We start from the raw sequence: 24,994 nt of genomic DNA on the forward strand, positions 1-24,994 counted from the left end.
TTATTTGGAGAATTGTTTCATCACTTCCATCAGCTCTTCAATTGTTTCATCTCCATCCCCTGAGAGAATAGCGTCACTGACACAATGTTTGATATGTCTCTCAGTTATGGAATAACCTACTTTTTTTAGTGCAGCATTAATGGCACTTATTTGCACGAGGACATCTACACAATAACGGTCTTCTTCAATCATTTTTTGTATACCTCGAACTTGGCCTTCTATACGTTTTAAACGATTAACAGTTGCTTGAATTTCAGCTTTCGATCGTGGTTTACTTGGATGTTGGTGCAGGGAATCTTTCAAAATAATCACATCCTTTCGATATCTTTAATTATACTATACCCCCCTTACGTATATTAAGTCAACAAATTTGTTTTGAAAATTTAGCTTATCGCCAATCCCTTATAACGAAACCCTAGTCCTACGTATACTTAGCTTAATATCTTCAAAATTTTTCTCATTGATTTCCATTATGCTGCTCAGGCTTTACTTTTTCACAATAAAAAAAGAATGTACATTATTTTGTACATCCTAAACAGGTTCTATTAATGTTTTATCATTATTAATCGGGTTATTTACTTTTTTGGAAACAGGGTAGGCTTTCATCAAAGAAGAATCTAGCGGTACGAGGAGACTTTTTAAGAATGGTTTATCAACAATTGTTGAATCGATCCAGTTATCCTGATCTTTACCTTGTAAAATAACAGGCATTCGATCATGTATCGATTGCATTAGGTTGTTTGGTTTCGTTGTTAAAATCGTACATGTGACGAGCTCTTGGTCTCCCTTTTTCCACCGATCCCACAATCCTGCAAATGTAAATAAGCGACCATCGTTAATAGTAATTCGATATGGTTGCTTATCTCCCTCTTTTCGTTTCCATTCATAAAAACTATCTGCCACAATTAAACATCTTCTACGCGACAATAATCGCTTGAAGGATGGCTTTTCATCAACTGTTTCACTTCTGGCATTAATCATCTTGTTTCCTATTTTTGGGTCTTCAGCCCAGCTTGGTACTAAGCCCCATTGAAGATATCCGCCTTTCCTCCCTTCTTCGGTTCCTACAATAGAAAGCACTTGTTGCGTAGGTGCTATATTATAACTCGGTTCAATTTCCGTTAATGCAATACCCAACTCACTTTCGAGCACCTCTATTGATGTATCTAAGGTAAACCTACCACACATTTTGATCACCTCTTTTGAAAAATGGGTCATTACCCCTGCACAAATTGTTTCTCAAGCATTTCCTGGGAAATACTATTAAAGTTATTATACTATTTTTGATGGCAATTATTAATTTTTACTGTTCAGTTAGGTATTAATGCTCAAATAAGAAAATTAATGTTTAATCATACTCACAACGGTTAGAGAATAACTAGAAATGATCATACAAAGAAAGGTGCGTGTAACACTTAATGAATATCAATAAAGAAATCAAAAAATTAGAAAATGTTTATTTAGAAAAACCTCAACGTGTATTTAGTATGTATTTAAACACAGATCCAGCCGATCCTGAACAACAAGGTGGCAAATGGAAGCTGCATTTGAAAAATGGTTTGAATAGCTTTGAAAATTATTTGCAGAAAGACGGAGATAGTGATGAACAGCGAAATTATTGTGCCGTAAAAGAAATGGTTGAAAAGTATATGCATGAGAATGAACAAACTTTGGCCAAAAGCGTAGTCATATTTGCAACAGGCGATCAATCGATTTGGTTTGCTGAGAAATTTCAAATGCCTGTTGAAACAGAATTTAGTTGGGAAGAAACGCCAAAATTAGATCAGATTAAAGAAATGCTTCACCAGTTCCCGGAAACAGGCATTATCCTTACACAGAAAGAATCTATCAAAATATTGGACACCGAACTCGGAAACTTAAAAGATACTAGATTGTATGAATTAGACCTTGATACTGAAGATTGGCGTGAACATACCGGACCACATCGAGCTCAGCCATCAATGGGATCTGGCGGAAAAAATACTAAACAAGAACAATATGAAGCACGTTTTGAAGCAAACCGTTTTCGTTGGTATAAAAGTATTGCTACGACTCTTGACAAATTAGCTAAAGATAAAGGCTGGAAAAAGATTATAATAGTTGGTCATAAAGAAGAAGCGGAAGATCTGTCTGAGAATATGAATAAAGAAATAGCTAAAGTGGTTCCTAAGAACATGTTAGAACATGAAAAAAAGAAAGTAATCAATGAGGCTGTTTTCAGCTAAAAAATCGAGCTACTATAGCTCGATTTTTTTTGCTTGCAAAACCTAAGCGGAAGCAGATTTTCTCTTTTTTCTAATGGAGTAAATCAGTAAACTAATTATTAAAACGAATTGAGCAACAATTACAAGTGCATCCCAGAAGTATGGATTGCCGGATGGATTCATTAAGTGTGGTAGTGTATTTACCATTAAGTAAATCGTTTGGGGAATAAAATATATAATGAATAAACACATCGTTAATAAGACGCCTATGAAGGAAAATACACCATACAATTTAACTATTTTTTCTTCCTCTTCAAAAATAGTGGTGGTATTATCCACCTTGATAAATGGCACCCATTTTGCCAAGTGATTTTTTCCGTTCTCCATTAAATTGTAACATCCTGTTATATTTTCAAATAGATAATATAAATCTGTTTTCATATAAAAGCAGCATTGATATATTGTTTTAACAAATATATCAAGAACCACTAAGGATAATATTCCATTAATAACGAAATGATCAATAGATACTGACAATTTGACTATTAACACGGTAATTAGAATAAGCTGGTCAATGAACATACCACCTAAAAACAAACGATTCCTTTGTTTGGAGGGGAGCTTCCAAGCAGCCGTTAAGTCCGTTTCGGCAACGACCAAAAACAAACGATTCCCTATTTGAACATTTGCCGGTAAATCGAAGGATCTTATAGCTAAAATATGACCAAATTCATGCAAAATGATTAAAATTAATGATAACATCATATAAGTCAAAATGTTGAATACCATGGAATCGAATATAAATATGTCTGTATAAGTTGGTAACAAATCAGTGTAGAAAGCAAAGATACCGAAATTGGCTATAATAAGGATAATGAATAATGGGATGGTCAACCGATTAAAAAGTAATGCGGCGAAAGTAGGTGAAATGCTAGTAAAACCTGTTGTTGATTGATCCTTTGTATAAGTGATTATTTCCTTGCCGTCGACCTCTTTTACAAGTCCTAAATCGATTAACTGTTGTAGAAAATCTAATAAATCAACCTCTTCTTCTTTGTAATTTTCAATCAATTGTTCTTCAATAGTTGCCAATGATTCACGATTATTAATTTTCTTGATTGCCTCTATGCAAATTTCCGGCATTTCAAAAAATTCACCAGTTTCCTCTTTTTCAACGATATAATGTGTCTTGTCTTTTCTGATTTTTAAAGGTTGTAAAATCACTTTAGATTCTAGGTTCAGTTCTATTGTTGTCACCTCCTGTATATAGCTTCTAAAAGAAAAGAGGATGCTATTAAACTAGCATCCCATCAAAACTACCAACCATCACCTTATGCATAAATGCACCACCAACAACTAGTAGCATGTAATTTGTTTAATTTTTTCACCTTCATGGTTATACCCCCTCTCTTTGTATACTTCATTTATCTGGTAATTCATGATACCTGTTATGATATTCCACCCATTTAGGAAAGACCTTTTGGAAAATGGTAATTAAATCAGGATCAAATTGTGTTCCACTTTCGTTTATTATAATCTCATAAGCCTTTTCTATGGGTAGTGCAGCACGATAAGACCTTGAAGAAGTTATTGCATCAAACGCATCTGCAATTGATATCACCCTTGCCAGATAGTCAATTTGGTTCTCTTTTAAACCATCTGGATAACCTTTACCATCCCATCTTTCATGGTGATGCTTTATCACATTAATATTTTCTGCAATTCCCTCAACCTCTGCAATAGCTTGTGCCCCTACAGAAGGATGTGTTTTAATTATCTCAAATTCTTTATCCGTTAGCTTACCTGGTTTTGTTAGAATCGAATCAGGTATATGTATTTTCCCTATATCATGGAGTAAACAGGAATAATAGAAACCCTTCAATTCTTCCTCATTAAACTTGCCGGTAGCCTTCGCTAACGACTTTGCATAATCTGCAACCCTTTCACTATGGCCTCGAGTATATGGATCCTTTAATTCTAACGTTGTGATAACACCCTTTACAATCCCCTCCATCTGCTTGTCATAAGAACTTTGAATAGCTCTGACATAGCCAAGGAAACGATATAAAAGAATACAAGCGACAATGGACAATACGCTAACTAGAACCAAAGGTATTACCACAATTTCATCTGATAAAATTAATCCTATTATTAGGTATTTGAAAATTGTACCTAACGACACTAAATAAAAGAAACGTTTGCTAACAAATATCGGTGAAAACATGATCATTATTAGTTCAATGATATTTCCACTTGCATATGATTGTTCACTTCCATAATAAATGAGAGTATCTAAAATAATTTCTGAAAATGTTACTGTGACAAAAAATATATATTTGATTGGAGATGGTTTTCCTTTTTTTAGATAATAATAGACAATAGGTAGTAGTGCAAAAACGACAATATACTTGATGTAAGGCAAGTTACTCTGATCCGCACCTGACTCATATTGCCATGGCACTGATGGTAATACGAAATAATAAACTATTTCAAATCCAAAGTAAATAACGTAAATCAACCACAAAAACCATACCGTTGTTCTTTTTTCTTCATGTAATAGATTTGCATATCTATGTGTAGTTTTCATTTCTATATCCTTTCTAAACATATTATACTATATAAAGAACAACATTTCTACAATTTTCCTGTGCTATTTTAAATAAATTTATATATTCTGTTTAAAGTATAAGCTATTTGTCGAGACCTGTAAATAAATCCAATATTTATTAAGTCTTTCATCATATTACTATAGTAACACAAGAGATTGTTTCATATATTTTTATGTAAAAAAATATCACAAACGAATCATATTTTTAGTGTTTCTACTATAAAATACTTTATAGAATGTAAGGAGGCAGTCAAATGAAGGAAGAATTTATGAAATATGCTTTAGAAATTGCTTATGAGAATATAGTAAATAATAATGGTGGCCCCTTTGGTGCTGTGATTGTTAAAGAGGGTAAGGTGGTAGGTAAAGGAACCAATGTAGTCACAACGACTAATGATCCTTCTGCACATGCGGAAATCTGTGCCATACGAGATGCTTGTCAAAACCTGAATGATTACCAACTAACAAATTGTGAAATTTATACAAGCTGTGAACCATGTCCGATGTGTCTAGGTGCGATTTATTGGGCTCGTCCTAAAGCAGTTTATTATTTTAATACAAGAGAAGAAGCTGCTAAAGTTGGATTTGATGATCAATATATATATGATCAAATCGCTTTGAATGTCGAAGAAAGAAATTTAATAATGAAGAAACTAGATCTTAGTAGTGATAAATTACCTTTCCCATTATGGGAAGAAACTACGGATAAAGTAGAATACTAGAAAAAGGATGAGTTGAATCTTCAACTCATCCTTTTTGCTTGGTTAATGTAAAGAAAATAATAGCCCCGATAAGAGAGTTAATAAAAAGTACTGCTCCCATTGGAACAGCAGTTGTTTCATCCAACCCTACAATTGGAGCAACTATTGCCCCCATGAGCAAAGGCAGCATACCTAGTAATGCACTCGCTGTCCCCGCACGTTCTTTTTGTTTCTCCATAGCAAGTGAAAAACTGCTAGTTAAGATAATCCCAACTGCATTTAAATGAATAAATAATGGAATAACTAGCATATATAGCGGCCAATGGAAAACTGTCGCTAATAATAATATCGTGTTTGCTGATAGAGACATAATAACACCTGTTCTCAGCAAACTTCTTTCTGAAAAATGGCTACTCAGTCGACCGACCAGAAAACTACCAAAAATAATCGCCACTCCATTGATACCAAAAAGAATACTAAATACTTGAGGTGACACATGATATAGCTCCTGATACACGAATGGTGTTCCTGCTACATAAGCAAATGTTCCGCCTTGAACAAAACAAACAACAATCGCATACCCAATAAATGACCGGTCTTTCAATAAATATGCCATTGTTTTTAATGAATTCGTAATAGAACCTGGTCTTCGATTTTGTTCTGGTAAAGTTTCCGGCAACTTGAATGCACTAATTGTTACCATCACAATACCTAGTAGAAATAAAAAGATAAAAATAGTATGCCAAGTTGCAAAAGGTAATAATAATACAGCACCACCTGAAATTGGAGCAATCATTGGTGCTGTTGCATTAATAACCATTAGCAAAGCAAAAAATTTGGTTAATGCTTTCCCATCGAATACATCTCGCACTACTGCTCTAGATAATACAACACCAGCCGAAGCGGTAAACCCTTGTAAAAACCTGGCCAAAACTAATATTACGATATTAGGTGCTAATGCACATACCAATGAAAAGAACGCAAATAACGAAATGAAAATTAAAATCGGTTTTCTTCTTCCTATTGCATCACTGATTGGTCCAATTACTAACTGCCCAAAAGCTAAACCTAATAAACAGGCAGTTAAACTTAATTGAACAAGCGATGCACGTGCATCTAAATCATTTGCTATTTGAGGGAAACTTGGTAAATACATATCAATATTGAACGGCCCTAACATTGCCAACATAGCAAGCAAAAATGCTAAGCCGATTCGTTGTTTTCCTGTTGGATTATGTAACTTCTGTTCGATGATAATCCCTCCCTTCACTTATTATATAAGAATTTATGAAGGAGTTATAGTAATTGACATTTAGCTTACGTAAATTATTTGTAATATTTGTTATTAATTCTTAAATAAAGATAGCGTTTCAGCTTAACGAAAACGTGTTATTGATAAATAACCTTAAAATGGAGGAGATAACATGAAGAAATTTTTATCAAAAGAAATTCATCTGCATGAACGGTTAACTATCAATCAGCTGCTAGCTTTACACACATATCAAAAAAATTATCACGGTGATATATACCTACTTTTAAATCATAAAACTATTACTCTCGAAAACTTGGCAAATCTTGTTTCCCTATCATTAACAATAACACCGAAATCTAAGATTCAGTTAATTGTGGAAGGAGAAAATGCTCAGGAAGCATTGGATGAACTAACGGAATGTATTTATCGAGAGGTATATATTTTTGCCAATTAATCAATACTTAAATCCGTTAAACCGTGGAGAAAGATGAATTCTCCATGGTTTACTTCTTTACATAAAATCAAAAAAGTACCGGATCACGTGAAAAAATACTGGTGCCGTATAGGTTAAACTATCAATTCGATTAAGATAACGATCCTTAAACCGCTCTAAGGTATCTTTGTTTCCTATTAAGAGATCCCGCTTTAATACTGATATGGTCAAACTTCCAAAGTATCCAGAAACACTGATTAAAATACCTGATACAATACCAAATGTAACATCTAACGGTGTTAATAATGGATAAATGAAATAGGATATAACTGTTGTCGTAACAACTGCTCCAATAAATCCTTCCCATGTAATATATGGATTTGCTGTTGGTGCAACTTTCCGTTTGCCGAAATAGAGGGAAATCACAAATTGGATGACATCATTGACCTGAGTTAGAATAATCAAATACAATACAAGGTTTGCTCCGAATTCCGGAGTCGCAACCGGGAAGTAGGCTAAATGACTTAAACCGAATACCATCAGTATTAACCCCCACTGGGTAAAGCTAACCGATCGCAAAAAGCCCACAGTACCTTTGCCAATAATACGTGGTAGGGGTAAAAATAAGAAAACATAGACAGGAATGAACACAATGAACATACCGTACCAGCCAATGTAAATCCAGTAAAATTGTAAGGGAATCATTACATAAGCCCATAAAAAAATCCGTCTATCTGACTTTCTTGTTTTCATCATCGAGAAATATTCCCTCAATGCGAAATAACATAATACCATGATGGCGATTAATGAAACGGTCGTATTAAATAATGTAGCAAAACAGAAGATTATGAACATTCCCCACCATGTCTTCACACGGAGTTGTATCGTAGTAAAATCCTTCTCTGATTGTAGTCTTGTAATAATCTTAAAAACTATTGTTATGCTTAACAAAATAAAAAAGATAATAGATAAAGTCCAAATCGTTTCCCTCATGATTCTCACCCAATCTTTTAAAAAACTGCATTCATTTTACAGTAAATACGTTATAATGAAAAGTGTAGAATTATTTATAGTTGGTGATAAATATGAGTGAAGTGAAATATGTTTATATTATGTTATCCGATACGGGTACTTTATTTACGAACGTTATCAAAACATATACAAAGGCACCATATAACCATGCTTCTCTTGCTTTTGACCCGGAACTGAAAGAGATGTATAGCTTTGGCAGAAAGAATCCAAAAAACCCTTTGAATGGTGGGTTTGTGAAAGAAGATATCTTGACGGGCACCTATAGTAAATATCGTAATACTACTTGTGTCATCTATCGTCTGCAAGTAACAAAACGTGAAGTCGAAAAAATGAAAAGGATAATAGAAGTATTTATTAAGAACAATAATAAGTTCCTCTACAATATATTGGGAGTGATTGGGGTTTCATTAAAAGAACCAGTCGAATTCAGTAACTCCTATTTTTGTTCGCAATTTGTTGCAGATATCCTTTATCGTTCTGGTATTAAATTGTGGGATAAACTTCCCGCCATGGTAACACCTGATGATTTCAGGAAGAATGATCGGATGGAATTAATATACGAAGGAAAATTATTTGCCTATGGTCCAATTAAGCAAAACCTAGTTAAGACTTAATAGCTTGAGAAAGTGGTGTATTTCATCACTTTCTCTTTTAGGTTACAGTATCGCTTCTGCTATCAGCTGATAGGACCTCTTTTTTGCTTCAAAGTCGTGAATATTGGTGATAAGCATAAATTCCTCTGTTTGATACATATGTTGTAGGCGAGTAAGCTCCTGTTTTATTTTGGATGGTGTTCCGATAATACAACGCTCTCTGTTTTTCTTCATCATATCCAGTTCTTCTTGCGTAAAAGGTTTCTTTCGGACTTCTTCTATCGATGGCACTTTCGTGTCTGCACCTTTTCCTACACTAAGTAGCCATTTATCTTGTGTTAATGCTAATTCTTCTGCCTCTTCTTCTGTTTCGGCACAGATGACAAAAATACAGACCATCGTTTTAGGCTGGTCCATTGACACAGAAGGCTTAAATTTCTCGCGATATGTCTGCATTATTTTTTCACCATTAGCAGGGTTGATAAAATGACCGAAGACAAATCCGACTCCAAGTTCCGCTGCATTTGTTCCGCCGCGCTCTGACAAACCCAATACCCATATCGGTGGCACTTTTTCCACTCGGGGACCCGCTTTTACCAAACGAAATTCATGTTCTCTGGGCAGTGAATTATGTAAAAACCCCTGTAAATCGATAAGCTGACGTGGAAAGTCACTCAAGCTTTTGTTTTGATGATCAGTGAGGGCAGATCGTGTTAATTGTGAACCACCTGGAGATCGGCCTACACCTAAATCAATCCGCTCAGGAAAGAATCCTGCTAGTGTTTTGAAGTCTTCAGCTATTTTATATGGACTATACTGCGGTAATAACACACCTCCAGAACCCACCTTGATCTTGGTGGTCACAGAAGCAATTCTTGTTATCATAATTTCTGGTGAGGAGCTTGCCAATCCATTGGTATTATGATGCTCTGCTACCCAATAACGATTGTACCCAAGCTGCTCCGTCCATTGCGCAAGTTCCAATGAATTTGCCAGTGTTTGTTCTGGAGTATCTCCTCTTGAAATTGGCGCTTGATCTAATACACTTAATTTCATCATTCTTCGCTCCTTTCCTTTAGTGTAATTTTTTCGTAGTGAATTGAAAACTAAAAAGCTTATCCTTCCTCTACGGACATTTAATTCCTTATTTTCTTAAAAAGTAGTCTTTTTATAGTGTAGATGGACATTTATTCCTCTATTTAGCCATTTCATTAGAAAACTAACATGATTTTTAATTAATAACGGAACAGATGTCCGCAAACTTCAAAAATCATTATTTTAACTAAAATAACGGAATAGATGTCCATTTATTCGCCTCATGCTTGATCTGTGCCGCGCTAAAAAAAGATAGCATACCAAACAGACAGGTATACCATCAAAATTATTTATCTAAATAGGTCTAATAATCGATCCCAGAAGCTTTTCTCCTCTTCTGTCTCTTCTTCCTCATCATCTTCTTCATCTTGCGTAATACTTTCCGTTTTAATTACAAATTGAACGGATTGCACATTTTCATTTTTGTCGGAAACAAATGATACTGCATCAAAATCTGACTTATCGTAATCATTGATCATCTCATCTATTTCATCCTGCATTTGGTCCGGTAAATCACTAGTTGAATCAGCCAATTCTGTTGTTCCATCATGTAATTCTCCTACACCATTTTCCAATGAAGAAGTACCATCTTCCAATTCGACAATGCCATTATGAAGGTCTTGATAGGCATTGGACAGTTCATCAACACCATTTGTATATTCCTCAAGTCCAGCATGAAATTCTTTATAATTATCAGAAAGAGTAGCTAATCCTTCTTGTAATTCTTTTAAGCCTTCCTGAATATCCATTCCTTCACTTGCTGCTGCGATTTGTTCAGCCATTGTTTCCAGTGAAGTTGCCATGTCCGTTTGTGAACTGCTTACTTCATCTAAAGTTGGTGCAACTGCTGCAAAAGCTTCGCTGACTTGATCATAAGTACCTTTTGCAGTAAGAGCTGCCTCATACGTTTCAACTAATTTGTCTACCACTTCAGACTCAGCTCCACTTTGATATAATGCCTGAATCTCTTCTTCTGAAATATCGTATGACGGAATAGCATTTATCGATTCATCCAGCGCATCATAGGCTTGCGTATAATTTTCCTGCAATGTCGTTAATCCGTTGCTCGCTTCTCTTAAGCCGCGAGCAATTTGTTCGAGGCCTTCCTGCAATGCACTAAAGTCTCCCGTTTCAACGTCTTGATCGATTGAATCTTTCATCGTTACCAATGCCTGATCAATGGATTCACTACCACTGATCAAATCAGCTGATCCATTACTTATTTGTGTGATGCCATCTTGATAATCACTGGAACCATTTTTCAGACTTGATACACCGCTATTCAATTCTGAAATTCCGTCCGCTAATTCGCCTACTCCGTCATCAATTTCTGTCGTAGCATCTGATAATGTTTCGAAATCCTCTGTTACATCATCAACTTCCGGTGAATCAATGGACATGGAGGAAGGAACAGCCGATATCTCGATACCTTTGAGTTCAAAATCTGTTACATCTGCTTCCAACAGAAAACTTTCCTCTTTCTCCGGCATCACCGTAAATGTGACTTGCTTATCTTTCCCGGCATTTGCGATGGTTCCGTCTTCTGCCTCAATTTCCTGATATCGTTCCGTATCTAAAGTAAGAGAGATTTGTAATAAATAATTTTCAAAAAAGATAGGATTAACTTCTTCATTTGCAGAAGTTTCCATCCCAATCTGAAGATGACCATCTTGTCCGAGCATTTCCTCCGGAGTCATTTCTTCACCATCAAGCTGGTAACTGATATCAAACTCCCACGGTAATGGGTTGTTCTCCAGATTACCTTGATAGTAAAAGGAATCTTCCGAAGCAGTGAATGAAATGGTATCATCCTCTTTTGTTATCTCAGATAAATCAGTCAAGTTTTTAATACTTGTATAATCACCGTAGTCGACTAATTCTCCTGGTCCTTCCACTTCAAAGCTGTTTACCACATACATATCCAATTCTTCTCCATTTGACTGTAATGTTGAATAGATCACCTCATCCTTTGGAGCAGCAGAACTGGCTGCTACTACGTTAAAAGGAGAGAATGCAAGTAAACCCACTATCAACAATAATGAAAATCGTTTTATTTTCATAATCAATCTCTCTCCTTGTGAAAATTTGGTTTCCATGTTGTCTTCTCAATTACTTTATCAAACACTAACAGCATGGCCGGCAAGAAAAATACGACCAATATAAATGCCAGTAATGCTCCTCTACCAAGTAACAAACCGATCGATCCTACAATTGGGTTCGTAGAAGTCATCCATAATATAAACCCTACACTTGATAAAATCGAAGCAGATATTAAAATTGAAAAGATTTTCTCATCCAATGTTTTCTTAATCGCTTTTAGTGCAGACATCTCTTTGCGGTTTAGGTTATATGCTTCTGATAAAAGAATCGCATAATCTACCGTCGCTGCTAACTGAACCGTGCTTATAATCAGATAACCTACATACACAAGGGACGAATCCATAAAGTATGGTACAGATAAGTTAAACCACACTGCTGCCTGTATCGTTAGCAGCAAAACAATCGGCATCGAAATCGAGCGGAAGGTGATCAATAACACAACCGCAATCGCTAGAATAGTAAGGACATTAACTACTACATTATCCTTTTCCACTGTGTTCTTAATATCATAAAGCGTTACACTTTCACCTAACGCAAGAATGTCCTCTCCGTAATAGCTTTCTGCCGTTTCTTCTATTTCATCAATTAAGTCAAAGGCAGCATCACCCTCTGCATTCGCATTTGTATGCAAAATAATCCGTGAATAGTTTTCTGAGTAAAATTGTTCTGTTACTGATTCGTCTAAATACTCAGGAGGAATCGCTGCACTGACTGTATTCACATAAGCTAGCACACTGGACACATGATCGAGTTGTTCTAGATCATGTACCAGTTCTTCTTCTTTTGCAATGTCTCCTTTTGGCACAAGTATAACCATTGGAGTATATTTGCCAAACGCATCCTCAATCGTTTGTTCATCCACACCGATACGTGTAGAATCTGGGTGTTCCCCAACACCATAAATAAAGTTCGTATTACTTTGGGCCAAGAAAGCCGGAACAATCATTAACAGTACGAGAATTAAGCTTGGTATTCTCAGTTTTACAACACGTCTGCCGATATTTTTAAAGTTCGGAATAAGCTGTTTATGTTGCGTCCTATCAATCCATTTGTAAAAGGTAATCGTTAATGCTGGTAAAAAGATCATTACACTAATAAAGCTCAGCAGAATCCCTTTTACTAAATTAAGCCCTAAATCAGCACCAATTTCAAAATTCATAAATGTGAGTGCCGTAAATCCGAAAAAGGTTGTCGATGCACTTGCTGCGATAGCTGGGAATGACCGCTTCATAGCCAGACGCATTGCATTTGTCGGTTCTTCCCCTTTGTTACGAAAGTCGGAAAAGCTATGTAACAAAAAGATCGCATAGTCGAGCGACACCGCTAACTGAAGTATTGGTGCAACCGACTGGGTGACAAATGATACTTCTCCCAAGAATATATTGGTTCCAAGGTTGATCAGCACGGATACCCCTATTGCCGTAAGGAAGAAAACTGGCTCCATCCAGGAATTCGTCGACACTATCAATATAATAATGATAATCGGCACTAACAGTAATGCAGCATAAGCAGATTCTGTCCCTGCCATTTTTTGTGACGATGCGGTATCTACTGCTTCTCCAGATAGTGCATTATTTGCACCAATTAATTCATAAATTTGATCGGTAACTTCTACTTCATCACCTTCCCGAATATGGAAAGAAAACAAAGCATTTTGATCTTTGTAGTAAGATTCAACTGTATCCTTATCAGCTATTTCAATCGGTGTTTTGATATCAATGGCATCATCTAGCCAGGTAACATCACTAACACCATCAATGGCTGCGATTTGATCTTTATATTCTAATGCTTCCTGCACAGTTACATCATGAATCAAGACCCGTGAATTGGCGACAGATGCTTCAAATTCATCTTCCATTGTATCCATAGCATTTGTTGAGGGTGCGTCATCTGGTAAATAATCTACCATATTATAATTCACAGATACCGCAAATTGCGTGATAACACTAATTAAGGCAATCACGATAAAAGTGATTACAATTGATTTTTTATGTTTAATTATTTTTGTTGAAAGATCAATCGTTGTTCATCCTCTCTTGCAAAATTCCTCAATCCACTTTAATATTATATAGACACAGTGTTGGATATTCAACAAACAGTTTTGGATATTGCGTTTAATTTCCAACATATTATACCTTTTTGTTGGAAATTAACAAAAAGTTCACAAAGTAAGGAGTGTTTTCATTGAGTGACAAATTAGACCGCCGCAAAAAATACACGCGAATGGTCTTGAAAGACAGCTTGATCGAATTAATGAACGAGAAAACTTTTTCATCGATAACCGTAAAAGAAGTCTGCTTTCGTGCTGATATTAACCGTTCTACCTTTTACACACATTTTACCGATGTACTTGCTTTACTTTACTCTATAGAAGAAGAAATTATTGAAGAAATGAATAAATCGTTAAATGCATTCAGTTTCGCCAAAGAAGAAGAGTCGATCCAGATGACGGAGAAATTGTTGGAGTATATCAAGGAACGAAAAGAGATTTTTGAGGCATTACTAGAAAATAATACTGGGACAAGCTTTGAAAAAAGAGTGATGGATATAGCAAGGCATTGTTTAATGAATAAGACGCATACAGCTAACATAGATGCCGCTTCCTACTTAAGCACATTTATGGTTTCGGGATCCATCCATGTTATCAAAGACTGGCTACTCAACAACCATACACAATCTCCTAAACAAATGGCTGAACTGATAAGCCAATTTACCAATAAAGGTATAGGATCCTTGAATTTATAAAGTAAGACTTCCATCGGTGGAGGTTGAGAAAAGCGAAAACCCGGAGAATGAAAAATTCTCCGGGTTTTGATTATTTATGACCAGCTATTCAGCACTGATTCAGCATCGTTCACTAGTCCTTCCTTGACATCATCTGCCAGGTCACTTCGATTTACATGTTTCATAAAATCTTCAAGATGCTTTACTGCTTGTTTAGCTCGACCTTTTTCCAGATGGTGTTCTATTTGATCTAATTGGTTTAATAATACTTGCTCATTTTCTGAAGTTACTTCCAGATTTACTTGATGTTTCAAGCTGGCTAAAGATGGTGTGTAATCAACAGAAGGGAAATCTAATTCTCCTGCTAACACTTGCTCACGAACATCTTCACCTAAATAATAACTAATATGTGGTGGCTGGTTATAGGTAGTATTTTGCCAAGCTATTCCCATTCGATAAACAGAATCATGCATTAAAGTTGGCAATCGATATTCAGTAGGGATCGTCGTACTAAATACTCTTAATTCAGAACTATCTTCTGTTGGGAATATGATTTCTTCTCGCCAATCACCTAAAATATCTGCCTGTAAGCTTGGATTTGCTTTCGTTCCATTATTACTTACTACATTTTCAAATTCTTCGATAACGTTCGCTTCACCTGTTGCTTCATCATATTTAGTGATCGATGTATGATCAAGTAATTCATGTGATAAGTCACCATCCCAATAAGTGACAAAATTAACAGGAAGTCCAATATCGCGGAAACTTTCCTCGATTACATCTCCTTGCACATTATAAACACCACCGCCATCATCAACATTTGCTCCACCAGTGCCCCAGTATTCATAGCCAGGTTTAGAGGTAATATTTCCCGCAACACCACGTCCTGCATCTTTGTATGCATAAAACGCTTCTAAGGTTTCGCCTGTTGCTCCATCATGATATTCTAATGAAGCTACTTCTGAATCTTCACGTACACCAAATACATGAAGGCCTTCACGGTCAGGATCAAAAGCACCTACATGGAGGGCATCTCCATGGGAACCTTTCACACGTCCCATTTCCCCATCCATTGCATATAAAATGGTACCATCATGATCTAATGTTAATGAACCTGCGATAATTTCATCATATCCATCATTATCTACATCACCTGTAGCTAAATTATGGTTACCCAAGCCTTCTCCGCGTCCTGCTTCATCTGTATCAAATGTCCAATCCTCTACAAGAGTGCCATTTTGAAGGCTGTAGGATACAAAGGTAGTTCTTTCATAATAACCACGACCATAAATGGCACTTGGTGTTTTTCCATTAACATAGGCTAAACCAGACAAGAAGCGGTCAGAACGATTATAGAAATCATCCCCCCATGATGCTCCCTGATCTCCTTCTTCTTTTTCAACCGGGAAAGCAAAGTCAATCGTATCAATGTCTTCCCCTGTCTCGCCATCGAAAACCGATACATATTCAGGACCTGTTACTACATGTCCACCTTCATTAATCCATTTACCATCATCTTCTGGATTGCCAATCACACTAATGACTTTATCTTCATCAAAAACACCGTCTGTTACACCATAAACAGTTGTAGCATCAGCTGTTTTGATTAAAAATTCTGACTTCCCATTGCCATTCATGTCACCTACTACAAATTGGTGATATGCTGGACCTGATGTTAAATTCATTCCCATATTCATACGCCATAATGGTGTACCATCGAGCTTATAGGCATCAAAAATAGTAGGACCAGTTATAACATCCTGAAGTGCTGTCATTGCATTAGATGGACGCCATTTTAAAATAATTTCATATTCTCCATCGCCATCAAGATCGCCAACACTAGCATCGTTGGCAGAATAGCTATAATCTCCTGTTGCAGTTGTTCCACCTTCAGGTTTTTGAAGCGGAATTGATAAATAGTCCTTATCCAAACTGTCGACTTCATTTGTTTCCGTCACATGACCATTTACTATCGTTTCAATCTGATACGTATCTCCATCATTTCCATCTTCATCTAATAAGTTTGTTACTTCTAGTGGTTGTTCATTTATTTTTTCACCATTACGGAATACATTAAACGTGACATCTTGATCATATTCATCAGCCAATAAGCGCCATGATACGAAAATACCGTCTTCAGATGGTAATGCAATCACACCTCGACCGAGCCACTCCGTATCACGATTTGTTTCTGGTGGAGTTAAGCGATTATAGACATAAATTGTTGCCGTTCGTTCAAATGTATTTTCTACTTCCTCAGATTCTGCTAAAATCCCTTCAAACTTATATACAGCAGATTCATCTGGATTCCATGATTGTCCATCTTCCTGCCAGCTCTCAACAGCAACTTCAACAGTAGTATTATCTGCTAAGGTTACGGGAACTGTTTCCGGTAAGCCGATAGAATCAATATTGGAAGTGGTCTCTCCAACATAAACTCTTTCATATGGTAATTGTTCAACCGTCGTGATCACATTATCTTCAATCGGAATATGACTCATTTCAATATTATCTGCGTACATTGTCCAAGTATGGTTATTTCCAGATGTTCGTACGCCGACAAATTTCAACTTGTCAACTGAACCATCAAACGCAACATCATTTAAAGACACGGCATGATTTTCATCACCTATAGAGAATAGTATTTCATTGTCGATGATGTTAAATATGATTTCTACTTGATACCATGCTTCAGGAGTTGTAATGTTTGTCTCGATTGGCTCTTGGTTACCAGCAAAGAAAGTTATAGGTGCATTATTAGTATTATTAATGGTAAATACTGTATTACCTGTTGCATCTTCGATACGGAGTTCTCCACCATTTTCATTAGGATGGACTCCTTTATCATTGATTGTGCCGGGATACCAATCTAATTTCACTTGAATTTGAGCACCCTTGACTGAACTATCAAAATCCTTTGTAGCAACTCGTCCACCAGACTGGTCGACAACGCTAAAATCTAACTTTTTTGTATCATTGCCTGCTATGTCTTCTTCATTAATAGATAATGTTGCCGCAAAGGTAGAGAAGCCCCAGTTTTCGATTTCTAACGGCTCAGCATCACCGAAATCAGTTGCATATACTGTTTGATATTCATCATTTGCAAAGGCAGTCGGTACAATAGAAAAAGAAGATAAAATCAAGATTACAACGGTCATAAATATAAATTGTTTTTTTAATCGACTTTTAGCGTGCACTATTCACTTCAGCTCCTTTAAAAAGTAATCACAATAGGAGATTACTTGCACACCTCAATGCTCTCTACTCCCCTCCTTCCTACTCACAAAAGTAAGCGCATACATTATTTAGGGTGTGAAACATAACCTCTACATCAAGCCTAGCAACCTTTATTATTCCTGGCTATATCATTTTTTTGCAAAAGATTGATCCATTGATTTTACAAGTATTTGAAGCTATATAATACTTTTTTGTGAATGTTTGTAAAGGGATGGCAAAAATTTTCTAGTACTTCCTTTCTATTCTATCTCATATGGTCTATGAACAAAGAGTACTAGATTTTTAAAAAAATCGAGATGTAGTAAAAATCCCTGATGCTGGCTCTCAGAAGTATCGCATTTTTCCACAGCTTCGTATCTTTTTCTAATCAAATGAGAGAAAAACCAAGAAGTTACGTCGGGGTTTTAGATGTTATGTACAATGATATGTATTCTAAAAAATCCCGGGAACTAATCGTTCTCCGGGATTTTGGTGTTTAAGACCAGCTATTTATGATTGTTTCAGCATCTTGTAATAATTTATCTTTAACATCGTCTGCTAGATCGCTTCGTTTTAGATGTTTCATAAAGTCTTCTAATTGTTTAACTGCTTGTTCGGTACGATCTTTTTCAAGGTGATGTTCTGCTTGTTCTAATTTATTTCTTAGTACTTGATCACTCGCTGCTGTTACTTCCATATCCACTTGATGCTTCAGCCCAGCAAAAGATGTTGTGTAATTAACAGAAGGAAATTCTAATTCTCCAGCTAGCACTTGATCACGAATATCCTCACCTAAATAGTAACCAATATGCGGTGGTTGGTTATATGCAGAGTTTTGCCATGCAATCCCCATACGGTAAACCGAATCATGCATTAAAGTCGGCAATCGATATTCAGTTGGAACAGTTGTACTGAAGATTCGTAATTCATTACTGTCCGTTGTCGGTAATATTACTTCCTCACGCCAATCTCCAAGAACGTCCGCTTGTAATGACGGAGTCGCTTTTGTTCCATTATTACTGACAACACCTTCAAAATCTTTCATAACATTTGCTTGTCCACTATCTTCCTGATACTTCGTAATGGCTGTATCATCTAATAGTTCATGAAGTAAATCTCCATCCCAGTATAAGGCAAAGTTAACGGATAATCCAGCATCTCTGAAGCTATCGGCATGTACATTTCCTTGGACATTATATATACCACCACCAGTTTCCGCATCATTTCCGCCTGTTCCCCAGAATTCATATCCGGGATTGGAAGTGATATTGGCTGCAAGGCCGCGACCTACATCCCGATTTGCAAAGTAAGCCATCAAGGTTTCGCCAGTGGCACCATCATGATACTCGACAGAAGCTACTGCGGGAACTTCATGAACGCCAAAAACATGTAAACCTTCACGTGCTGGATCAAAAGCACCTACATGTAAAGCATCACCATGTGAGCCTTCGTCACGCCCCATTTCTCCATCCATTGCATACAGAATCGTACCATCATGATCTAAGGTTAAGGATCCAGCAATAATTTCATCGAAACCATCGTTGTCAACATCACCAGTCGCTAAACTGTGAAATCCTAAACTACTACCTCGGCCTGCTTCATCTGAATCAAATGTCCATTCCTCTGTAAGTTCATCGTCCACTAAATTATAGGCAACAAAACTAGTTCGTTCATAATAACCGCGGCCATATATTGCACTTGGTGTTTGCCCATCTAAATAAGCCAGGCCAGATAAGAAACGGTCAGAACGGTTGTACCAGGTGTCACCCCAGGAAGCCCCGCCATCTCCTTCTTCTTTTTCAACAGGAAATGCATAGTCAATCGTATCTATCACTTCACCTGTTTCACCATCAAAAACAGACATATACTCAGGACCTCCATAGACATGGCCACTATCATTTACCCATTTGCCATCATCTTCAGGATTTCCGATCACACTCAACACTTTATTAGGATCATATTCTCCATCTGTCGTCCCGTAAGAAGTTGTTGCATCTGCCGATTTAATTAAAAACTCACTTTTTCCATTACCATTGAAATCGGCAACTACAAATTGATGGTAGTGCGCTCCTGAAGTTAGGTTGTGACCCATATTAATTCGCCATAATAACGTACCATCCATTTTATATGCATCAAAAATGGTTGGACCTGTCATGCCGGTTTGCGAGCTATCAATGGAGTTGGTTGGATACCATTTCAAAATAACTTCATATTCTCCATCACCATCAAGGTCGCCAACACTGGCATCATTAGCCGTATAAGTGTAATCTCCTGTTGCTGTAGTACCACCTTCTGGTTTTTGTAACGGAATCGATAAATAGTCTTCACTCAAGCTATCTACTTCGTTCGTTTCTGTTACTTCCCCATTTACGATTGTTTCTACACGGTATTCATCTCCACTGTTCCCATCTTCATCCAAATAATTGGTTACATTCAAAGGCTGATCATTTAATTGTTCCCCATTACGGAATATATCGAAGCTAACATCTTGATCGTATTCGTCCGATAATAATCGCCAGGATACAAAAATTCCACCCTCTGCTTGAAGGGCGATCACACCGCGATCCAACCATTCCGTTTCACGATTAGTTTCCGGAGGTGTTAAGCGATTATAGACATAAACAGTTGCTGTTCGGTCAAAAGGATTTTCGATTTCCTCTGATTCTGCTAATACTCCTTCAAACAAGTATACGCCTTCCTGATCAGGATTCCACTCCTCACCAACGACTTGCCAGTTTGCAATCGGTGCATCTACTGTACTATTATTTGCTAAAGTTACCGGTACAGTTTCTGGTAATTCTATCGAATCAATGTCTGTAGTAGTTTCACCAAGGAATACTCGCTGATATGGTAATTCATGAACAGCGGTAATTGCGTTTTCAACAACAGGTATTTGATTGATTTCAACATTATCCAAGTAAGTTGTCCATGTATGATTATTTCCTGATGTTCGAATCCCGACTAACTTCAATTTATCAACCGACCCGTCAAAAGCAACATCTTCTAAGGATACCGGATAACTTTCATCACCGATCGAGAAATGTATCATATTTTCAAGAAGATCAAAGTTAATGTCGACTTCGTACCATGCTTCCGGATTCGTAATTCCAGTTTCAACTGGTTCTTGGTTACCAGCAAAGAAAGTTAAAGGTGCATTATTGGTATTGTTGATCGTAAACACCTTATTTCCGGCTTCATCTTCGATTCGAAGTTCCCCAGCATTTTCGTTTGCATTACTACCTTTATCATTGTTTTTACCAGGATACCAGTCCAATTTCACTTGAATTTGGGTTCCTTTTACCGCACTGTCAAAATCTTTTGTGGCAACACGTCCACCAGATTGATCGACTATACTAAAATCCAGCTTCGCAGTATCGTTTCCTGCTATGTCTTCTTCATTAACAGAGACAGTTGCAGCAAAAGTAGAGAAACCCCAATTTTCCATTTCTAGCGGCTCTGCATCTCCAAAATCTGTCCCATAAACTGTCTGAAAATCGTCGTTTGCAAAGGCAGTCGGTACAATAGAAAAAGAAGATAAAATGAGAATTCCAATCGTAATAAGTAAAAAATGCTTTTTCATAAGACTTTTACTAGGCAATATACCTTCACTCCTTTTAGAAAGTAATGTACAACAGGAGATTTTTTCCTTCACATTTTTAAATCTACAATCCTCCTTTTTCTTATTTTCCACAAAAGAAAGCGGATACATTTTGATTGTGAATAAAAAGAATCTCTTCTTCTAGCCTAGCAACCTTTGTTATTCCCGACTATATCATTTTTTTGCACAATCCTAACCCGTTGATTCCGTTAGCAATTAAAGGTTATATAATACATTTTTGTAATGCCTTATTCAAATAAATCAAAAAAATGCTAGTACTTCTTTTCTACTCTCTCAACAGAAAGATGATTAAAGAGTACTAGATTTCACCATGTAACTATGAACTTTGTCCCAGACATTTCGTTTATTTATTCTAGTGCTTTATTATTTTGTAGATAATATATGCCATAACGTTAGCAAGAACAAATAGCAGATTTCCTTGAGCATTTGCATGTAGAACCTGTTCAGCAGCACTCTTACTTTTATAGTAGTCTGATTGATTCTTCCAGTTTCGATATTGTTCTTCTTCTAAACCTTCCAAATAACGATACTGAAAAGGGACGAGAACTGATGATAACAATATGTATGCACCTACCATGATCAATAGGACGTTTCCTAATAAAATAGACAACTCCCATACAAAATTCTTTCTAGTATATTATACGAATGATCATTGCTCGGGGTTTCATTTTCCAAAAAATTACTCTGATATATGTATATAACAAGCTGCATCTTACATATGGTTTACAGATTGATAAAAACGGGTAGTTTTCAACCAGAACGAAGGTTAGAGAGGTTGAGTCATATGACAATGAAAAGAACCACAAGAAGAAAAAGAAAACAAAAAAGATGCATCAGAATCATCATCGCAACCTTTCTCATTTTCTTATCTTTGCTGATTATAGGGGGCATCTCTCTATTCGCCCTTATTCAAGATACACCTGCATTATCAGAAGAGCAATTACAAAATCCAAGCACTTCCGTCATCTATGATAAAAACGAGAATAAGGTTGCCAATATTACCGGTAACGAGCATCGCTTACCTGTAAACATTGATGATGTTCCAACACAGGTTCAGAACGCTTTTATCGCAATAGAAGATGCTCGATTCCGAAAGCACTCCGGAGTTGATCTAAAGCGTATCGCTGGAGCAATATTGGCAAATATGGAAGAAGGCTGGGGAGCTGAGGGTGGTAGTACAATCACCCAACAGGTAGTAAAAAACACTTACCTATCTCCAGAAAAAACTCTAAAAAGAAAAGCACAGGAAGCATACCTTGCCATTCAAATGGAAAAGAATTATTCGAAGGATGAAATCTTAGAAATGTATATCAACACCATCTATTTCGGTCATGGTGCATATGGCCTAGGTGCAGCTGCAGAAGTTTACTTTAACAAAGACGTCAGTGAACTTACTGTTTCAGAAGCAGCTTTGCTCGCAGGACTTCCGCAACGTCCAAGCGGTTATGACCCTTTCAAGTATCCAGAAGCAGCGACAGATAGAAGAGAAATTGTATTATCCGCGATGGAGAGACATAATTTCATCTCCTCAGAAATGGCTGAAGAGGCAAAGAATACAGAAATAGAAAGCATGCTCTCTCAAGAACAAGAAAACAATTCCTATCAAGGGTTTATTGATTATGCCATAGAAGAATTGATTAAAAAAGGTTTTGAGGAGAATGAGCTTTATAATGGTGGTTTCAAAATATATACGACACTTGATCCAGAGGCACAAGCTTTTACTAACGAGGTAATGACAGGAACGGATACGATCCCTTTTCCTGATGAAGCTTTTAAAGCAGGAGTTGTATTAATGGATACTAAAACGGGTGCCATCCGCGCGATCGGTGGTAATCGTGATCCAGAAGCTGAAGGCATACAACGCGGGTTCAATTTTGCAACAGATATAAAGCGTCAACCCGGTTCAACGATAAAGCCGATTCTAGACTATGGACCAGCGATTGAATATAACAACTGGTCTACGTATCATCAGATTAAAGATGAAAAACTTGAACTTGATGGAAAAGAATTCAAAAATTATGATGGCAGATTCCATGGTATTGTATCGATGAGAGAGTCACTGGTAAACTCTTATAATATTCCCGCGATCAAGACATTCTTAGAATTAGAAAATGATCAAGCCAAACAATTTGCCGCCAACCTTGGTATTGACCTAGAACATGCTTACCCTTCCTATGCAATTGGTGGCTTCGGAAATGAGGATGGTGTCTCTCCACTAAAAATGGCTGGTGCTTATGCAACATTTGGAAATAATGGACAATATCACGAACCATACGCTGTTACTAAAGTAGAATATCCAGCAGGTGAAGTAAGAGAATTGGAGTCAGAAGGACAAAAAGCAATGAATGATTACACTGCCTATATGATTACTGATATGTTGAAAGATGTAGTCGAAGAAGGTACCGGTACACTTGCCAGAATTGACGGCTTACCTATGGCTGGTAAAACAGGAACGACAAACCCTCCAGAAGGTATTTCAGCTGGGTCTACCGATTCTTGGTTTGTAGGCTATACAACAGAATACACTGCTGCTGTTTGGACCGGCTACGAGACTACTTCTACAGAGCAATTCATCAGCAAAGAAGATGCACGCATTTCCAGGTTATTATTCAAGGAAATTATGTCCCATGCTTCCCAAGATATCGAAACAGCAGATTTCACAAAACCATCGAGCGTAGAAGAAGTAATGATTGACACACGTAATGGCAAAGTCGCATCTAACCACACTCCTTCCAGCAGTATTGTAGCAGAGTTATTTGTAAAAGGAACGACGATACCAATGGAGTATAAGCCAGTACAAAAGGACACAACAAATAATAATTCGAATAACCAAGAAGAAAAAGAGAAGAAAGAGAAAGAAAAAGATCAAAAGGAAGAGAAAAAAGAACAGGAAAAAATGGAGAAAGAAAAGAAGAAAGAAGAAGAGAAAAAGAAAAAAGAAGAAAAAGAAGACAATAATCAGGAAAAACAAGACTCTGACGACAATAATGCTTCCAACCGTGATAAAAAAGAAAAAAATACAGATGAGGATGCCAACAATAATTCAGAGCAAAACGACAATAGTGAAGAAGACAGTGAGGACTCTCAAGAAGAAAATGACTCTAACGAGACAGATCAACCGGGTTCGGATGATGAATCGAATAAGGAAGAAGAAAGTATAGAATCAGATAAAAATAATAATGAGGAAGAAGAGGATTAAAGAAAGCCACTACCTCTATTTGCTAAATCTGCAAACTATTCACCCCCGTTTCACAAGCATGAAACGGGGGTGAATAGTTTGTGGCGCAATTAATCTATTTAAATTCACTAGTAAAAATATAACAAAAGATGAGATAAGCATTCATTATATTGTAAACGCTTTATAAACTAACGTTAAACATGTATAGTAAAAGTATTCATTTCTTTGTCTTACTTTTA

At 36.7% G+C, this 24,994-nt stretch carries 18 protein-coding genes; 6 read left to right on the forward strand and 12 right to left on the reverse strand.

All coding sequences use genetic code 11. The features are described 5' to 3' along the window. Both GI584_RS16420 and GI584_RS16425 read right to left on the reverse strand, forming a co-directional pair. On the reverse strand, nt 1-303 hold the full coding sequence (locus tag GI584_RS16420) for a metal-sensing transcriptional repressor (protein ID WP_100359708.1): 303 nt from the start codon (nt 301-303) through the stop codon (nt 1-3). Nucleotides 304-531: 228 nt separating this feature from the next. Then, nucleotides 532-1,188: an SOS response-associated peptidase gene (locus GI584_RS16425; protein ID WP_153791883.1), complete on the reverse strand. Its 657-nt coding sequence runs from the start codon at nt 1,186-1,188 to the stop codon at nt 532-534. Between the two features lie 230 nt (nt 1,189-1,418). Between GI584_RS16425 and GI584_RS16430 the strand changes: the two genes are divergently transcribed. Further along, on the forward strand, nt 1,419-2,225 hold the full coding sequence (locus tag GI584_RS16430) for a VLRF1 family aeRF1-type release factor (protein WP_153791884.1): 807 nt from the start codon (nt 1,419-1,421) through the stop codon (nt 2,223-2,225). 42 nt (nt 2,226-2,267) lie between these two features. Here GI584_RS16430 and GI584_RS16435 read toward each other — a convergent pair whose 3' ends face one another. Both GI584_RS16435 and GI584_RS16440 read right to left on the reverse strand, forming a co-directional pair. After that, a complete protein-coding gene (locus GI584_RS16435) occupies nt 2,268-3,461 on the reverse strand; it encodes a PqqD family protein (RefSeq protein WP_194842018.1) in 1,194 nt (397 codons plus the stop codon). A gap of 163 nt (nt 3,462-3,624) precedes the next feature. Beyond that, a complete protein-coding gene (locus tag GI584_RS16440; protein WP_153791886.1) occupies nt 3,625-4,791 on the reverse strand; it encodes an HD-GYP domain-containing protein in 1,167 nt (388 codons plus the stop codon). Between the two features lie 275 nt (nt 4,792-5,066). On the opposite strand from GI584_RS16440, the gene GI584_RS16445 reads away from it, so the two are divergent. After that, nucleotides 5,067-5,534: a nucleoside deaminase gene (locus GI584_RS16445; protein WP_100359703.1), complete on the forward strand. Its 468-nt coding sequence runs from the start codon at nt 5,067-5,069 to the stop codon at nt 5,532-5,534. A gap of 25 nt (nt 5,535-5,559) precedes the next feature. On the opposite strand, the gene GI584_RS16450 is transcribed toward GI584_RS16445, so the two are convergent. Further along, nucleotides 5,560-6,783 (reverse strand): Bcr/CflA family efflux MFS transporter, encoded by a 1,224-nt coding sequence (locus GI584_RS16450; RefSeq protein WP_228552263.1) that lies wholly within the window; start codon nt 6,781-6,783, stop codon nt 5,560-5,562. Between the two features lie 154 nt (nt 6,784-6,937). On the opposite strand from GI584_RS16450, the gene GI584_RS16455 reads away from it, so the two are divergent. After that, nucleotides 6,938-7,219, forward strand: coding sequence for an HPr family phosphocarrier protein (locus GI584_RS16455; protein WP_100359702.1), 282 nt, complete (start codon nt 6,938-6,940; stop codon nt 7,217-7,219). 57 nt (nt 7,220-7,276) lie between these two features. Here the strand turns inward: GI584_RS16455 and GI584_RS16460 are convergent, their stop codons facing one another. Beyond that, nucleotides 7,277-8,191: a phosphatidate cytidylyltransferase gene (locus GI584_RS16460; protein WP_100359701.1), complete on the reverse strand. Its 915-nt coding sequence runs from the start codon at nt 8,189-8,191 to the stop codon at nt 7,277-7,279. Between the two features lie 92 nt (nt 8,192-8,283). On the opposite strand from GI584_RS16460, the gene GI584_RS16465 reads away from it, so the two are divergent. Beyond that, complete coding sequence (locus GI584_RS16465; protein WP_153791887.1) at nt 8,284-8,844, forward strand: hypothetical protein; 561 nt, start codon at nt 8,284-8,286, stop codon at nt 8,842-8,844. A 42-nt stretch (nt 8,845-8,886) separates the two neighbouring features. Here GI584_RS16465 and GI584_RS16470 read toward each other — a convergent pair whose 3' ends face one another. The 3 genes from GI584_RS16470 to GI584_RS16480 all read right to left on the reverse strand — a co-directional run bounded on the left by GI584_RS16470 (nt 8,887) and on the right by GI584_RS16480 (nt 13,927). After that, the gene (locus GI584_RS16470; protein ID WP_153791888.1) at nt 8,887-9,879 is read right to left on the reverse strand and encodes an LLM class flavin-dependent oxidoreductase; all 993 of its coding nucleotides are present in this window, start codon (nt 9,877-9,879) and stop codon (nt 8,887-8,889) included. A gap of 329 nt (nt 9,880-10,208) precedes the next feature. Beyond that, entirely contained in the window at nt 10,209-11,978 is a 1,770-nt protein-coding gene (locus GI584_RS16475) for a YhgE/Pip domain-containing protein (protein WP_153791889.1), read from the reverse strand. A 2-nt stretch (nt 11,979-11,980) separates the two neighbouring features. Then, nucleotides 11,981-13,927 carry an efflux RND transporter permease subunit gene (locus tag GI584_RS16480; RefSeq protein ID WP_153792994.1) on the reverse strand — a complete coding sequence of 649 codons (1,947 nt, stop codon included), beginning with the start codon at nt 13,925-13,927 and terminating at the stop codon, nt 11,981-11,983. Between the two features lie 275 nt (nt 13,928-14,202). Between GI584_RS16480 and GI584_RS16485 the strand changes: the two genes are divergently transcribed. Continuing rightward, nucleotides 14,203-14,763: a TetR/AcrR family transcriptional regulator gene (locus tag GI584_RS16485; RefSeq protein ID WP_100359696.1), complete on the forward strand. Its 561-nt coding sequence runs from the start codon at nt 14,203-14,205 to the stop codon at nt 14,761-14,763. A 74-nt stretch (nt 14,764-14,837) separates the two neighbouring features. On the opposite strand, the gene GI584_RS16490 is transcribed toward GI584_RS16485, so the two are convergent. From GI584_RS16490 to GI584_RS16500, 3 genes are all read right to left on the reverse strand, one after another. Next, nucleotides 14,838-17,939: a rhamnogalacturonan lyase gene (locus GI584_RS16490; RefSeq protein ID WP_153791890.1), complete on the reverse strand. Its 3,102-nt coding sequence runs from the start codon at nt 17,937-17,939 to the stop codon at nt 14,838-14,840. Nucleotides 17,940-18,454: 515 nt separating this feature from the next. Next, on the reverse strand, nt 18,455-21,556 hold the full coding sequence (locus GI584_RS16495) for a rhamnogalacturonan lyase (protein ID WP_153791891.1): 3,102 nt from the start codon (nt 21,554-21,556) through the stop codon (nt 18,455-18,457). Nucleotides 21,557-21,929: 373 nt separating this feature from the next. Further along, on the reverse strand, nt 21,930-22,136 hold the full coding sequence (locus GI584_RS16500; protein WP_228552264.1) for a DUF3949 domain-containing protein: 207 nt from the start codon (nt 22,134-22,136) through the stop codon (nt 21,930-21,932). Between the two features lie 225 nt (nt 22,137-22,361). Here GI584_RS16500 and GI584_RS16505 point away from each other — a divergent pair, with 225 nt between their 5' ends. Next, complete coding sequence (locus GI584_RS16505; protein ID WP_228552265.1) at nt 22,362-24,776, forward strand: transglycosylase domain-containing protein; 2,415 nt, start codon at nt 22,362-22,364, stop codon at nt 24,774-24,776. Nucleotides 24,777-24,994: the final 218 nt, after the last annotated feature.

It is taken from the genome of Gracilibacillus salitolerans, from assembly GCF_009650095.1.
Classification (GTDB): domain Bacteria; phylum Bacillota; class Bacilli; order Bacillales; family Amphibacillaceae; genus Gracilibacillus; species Gracilibacillus salitolerans.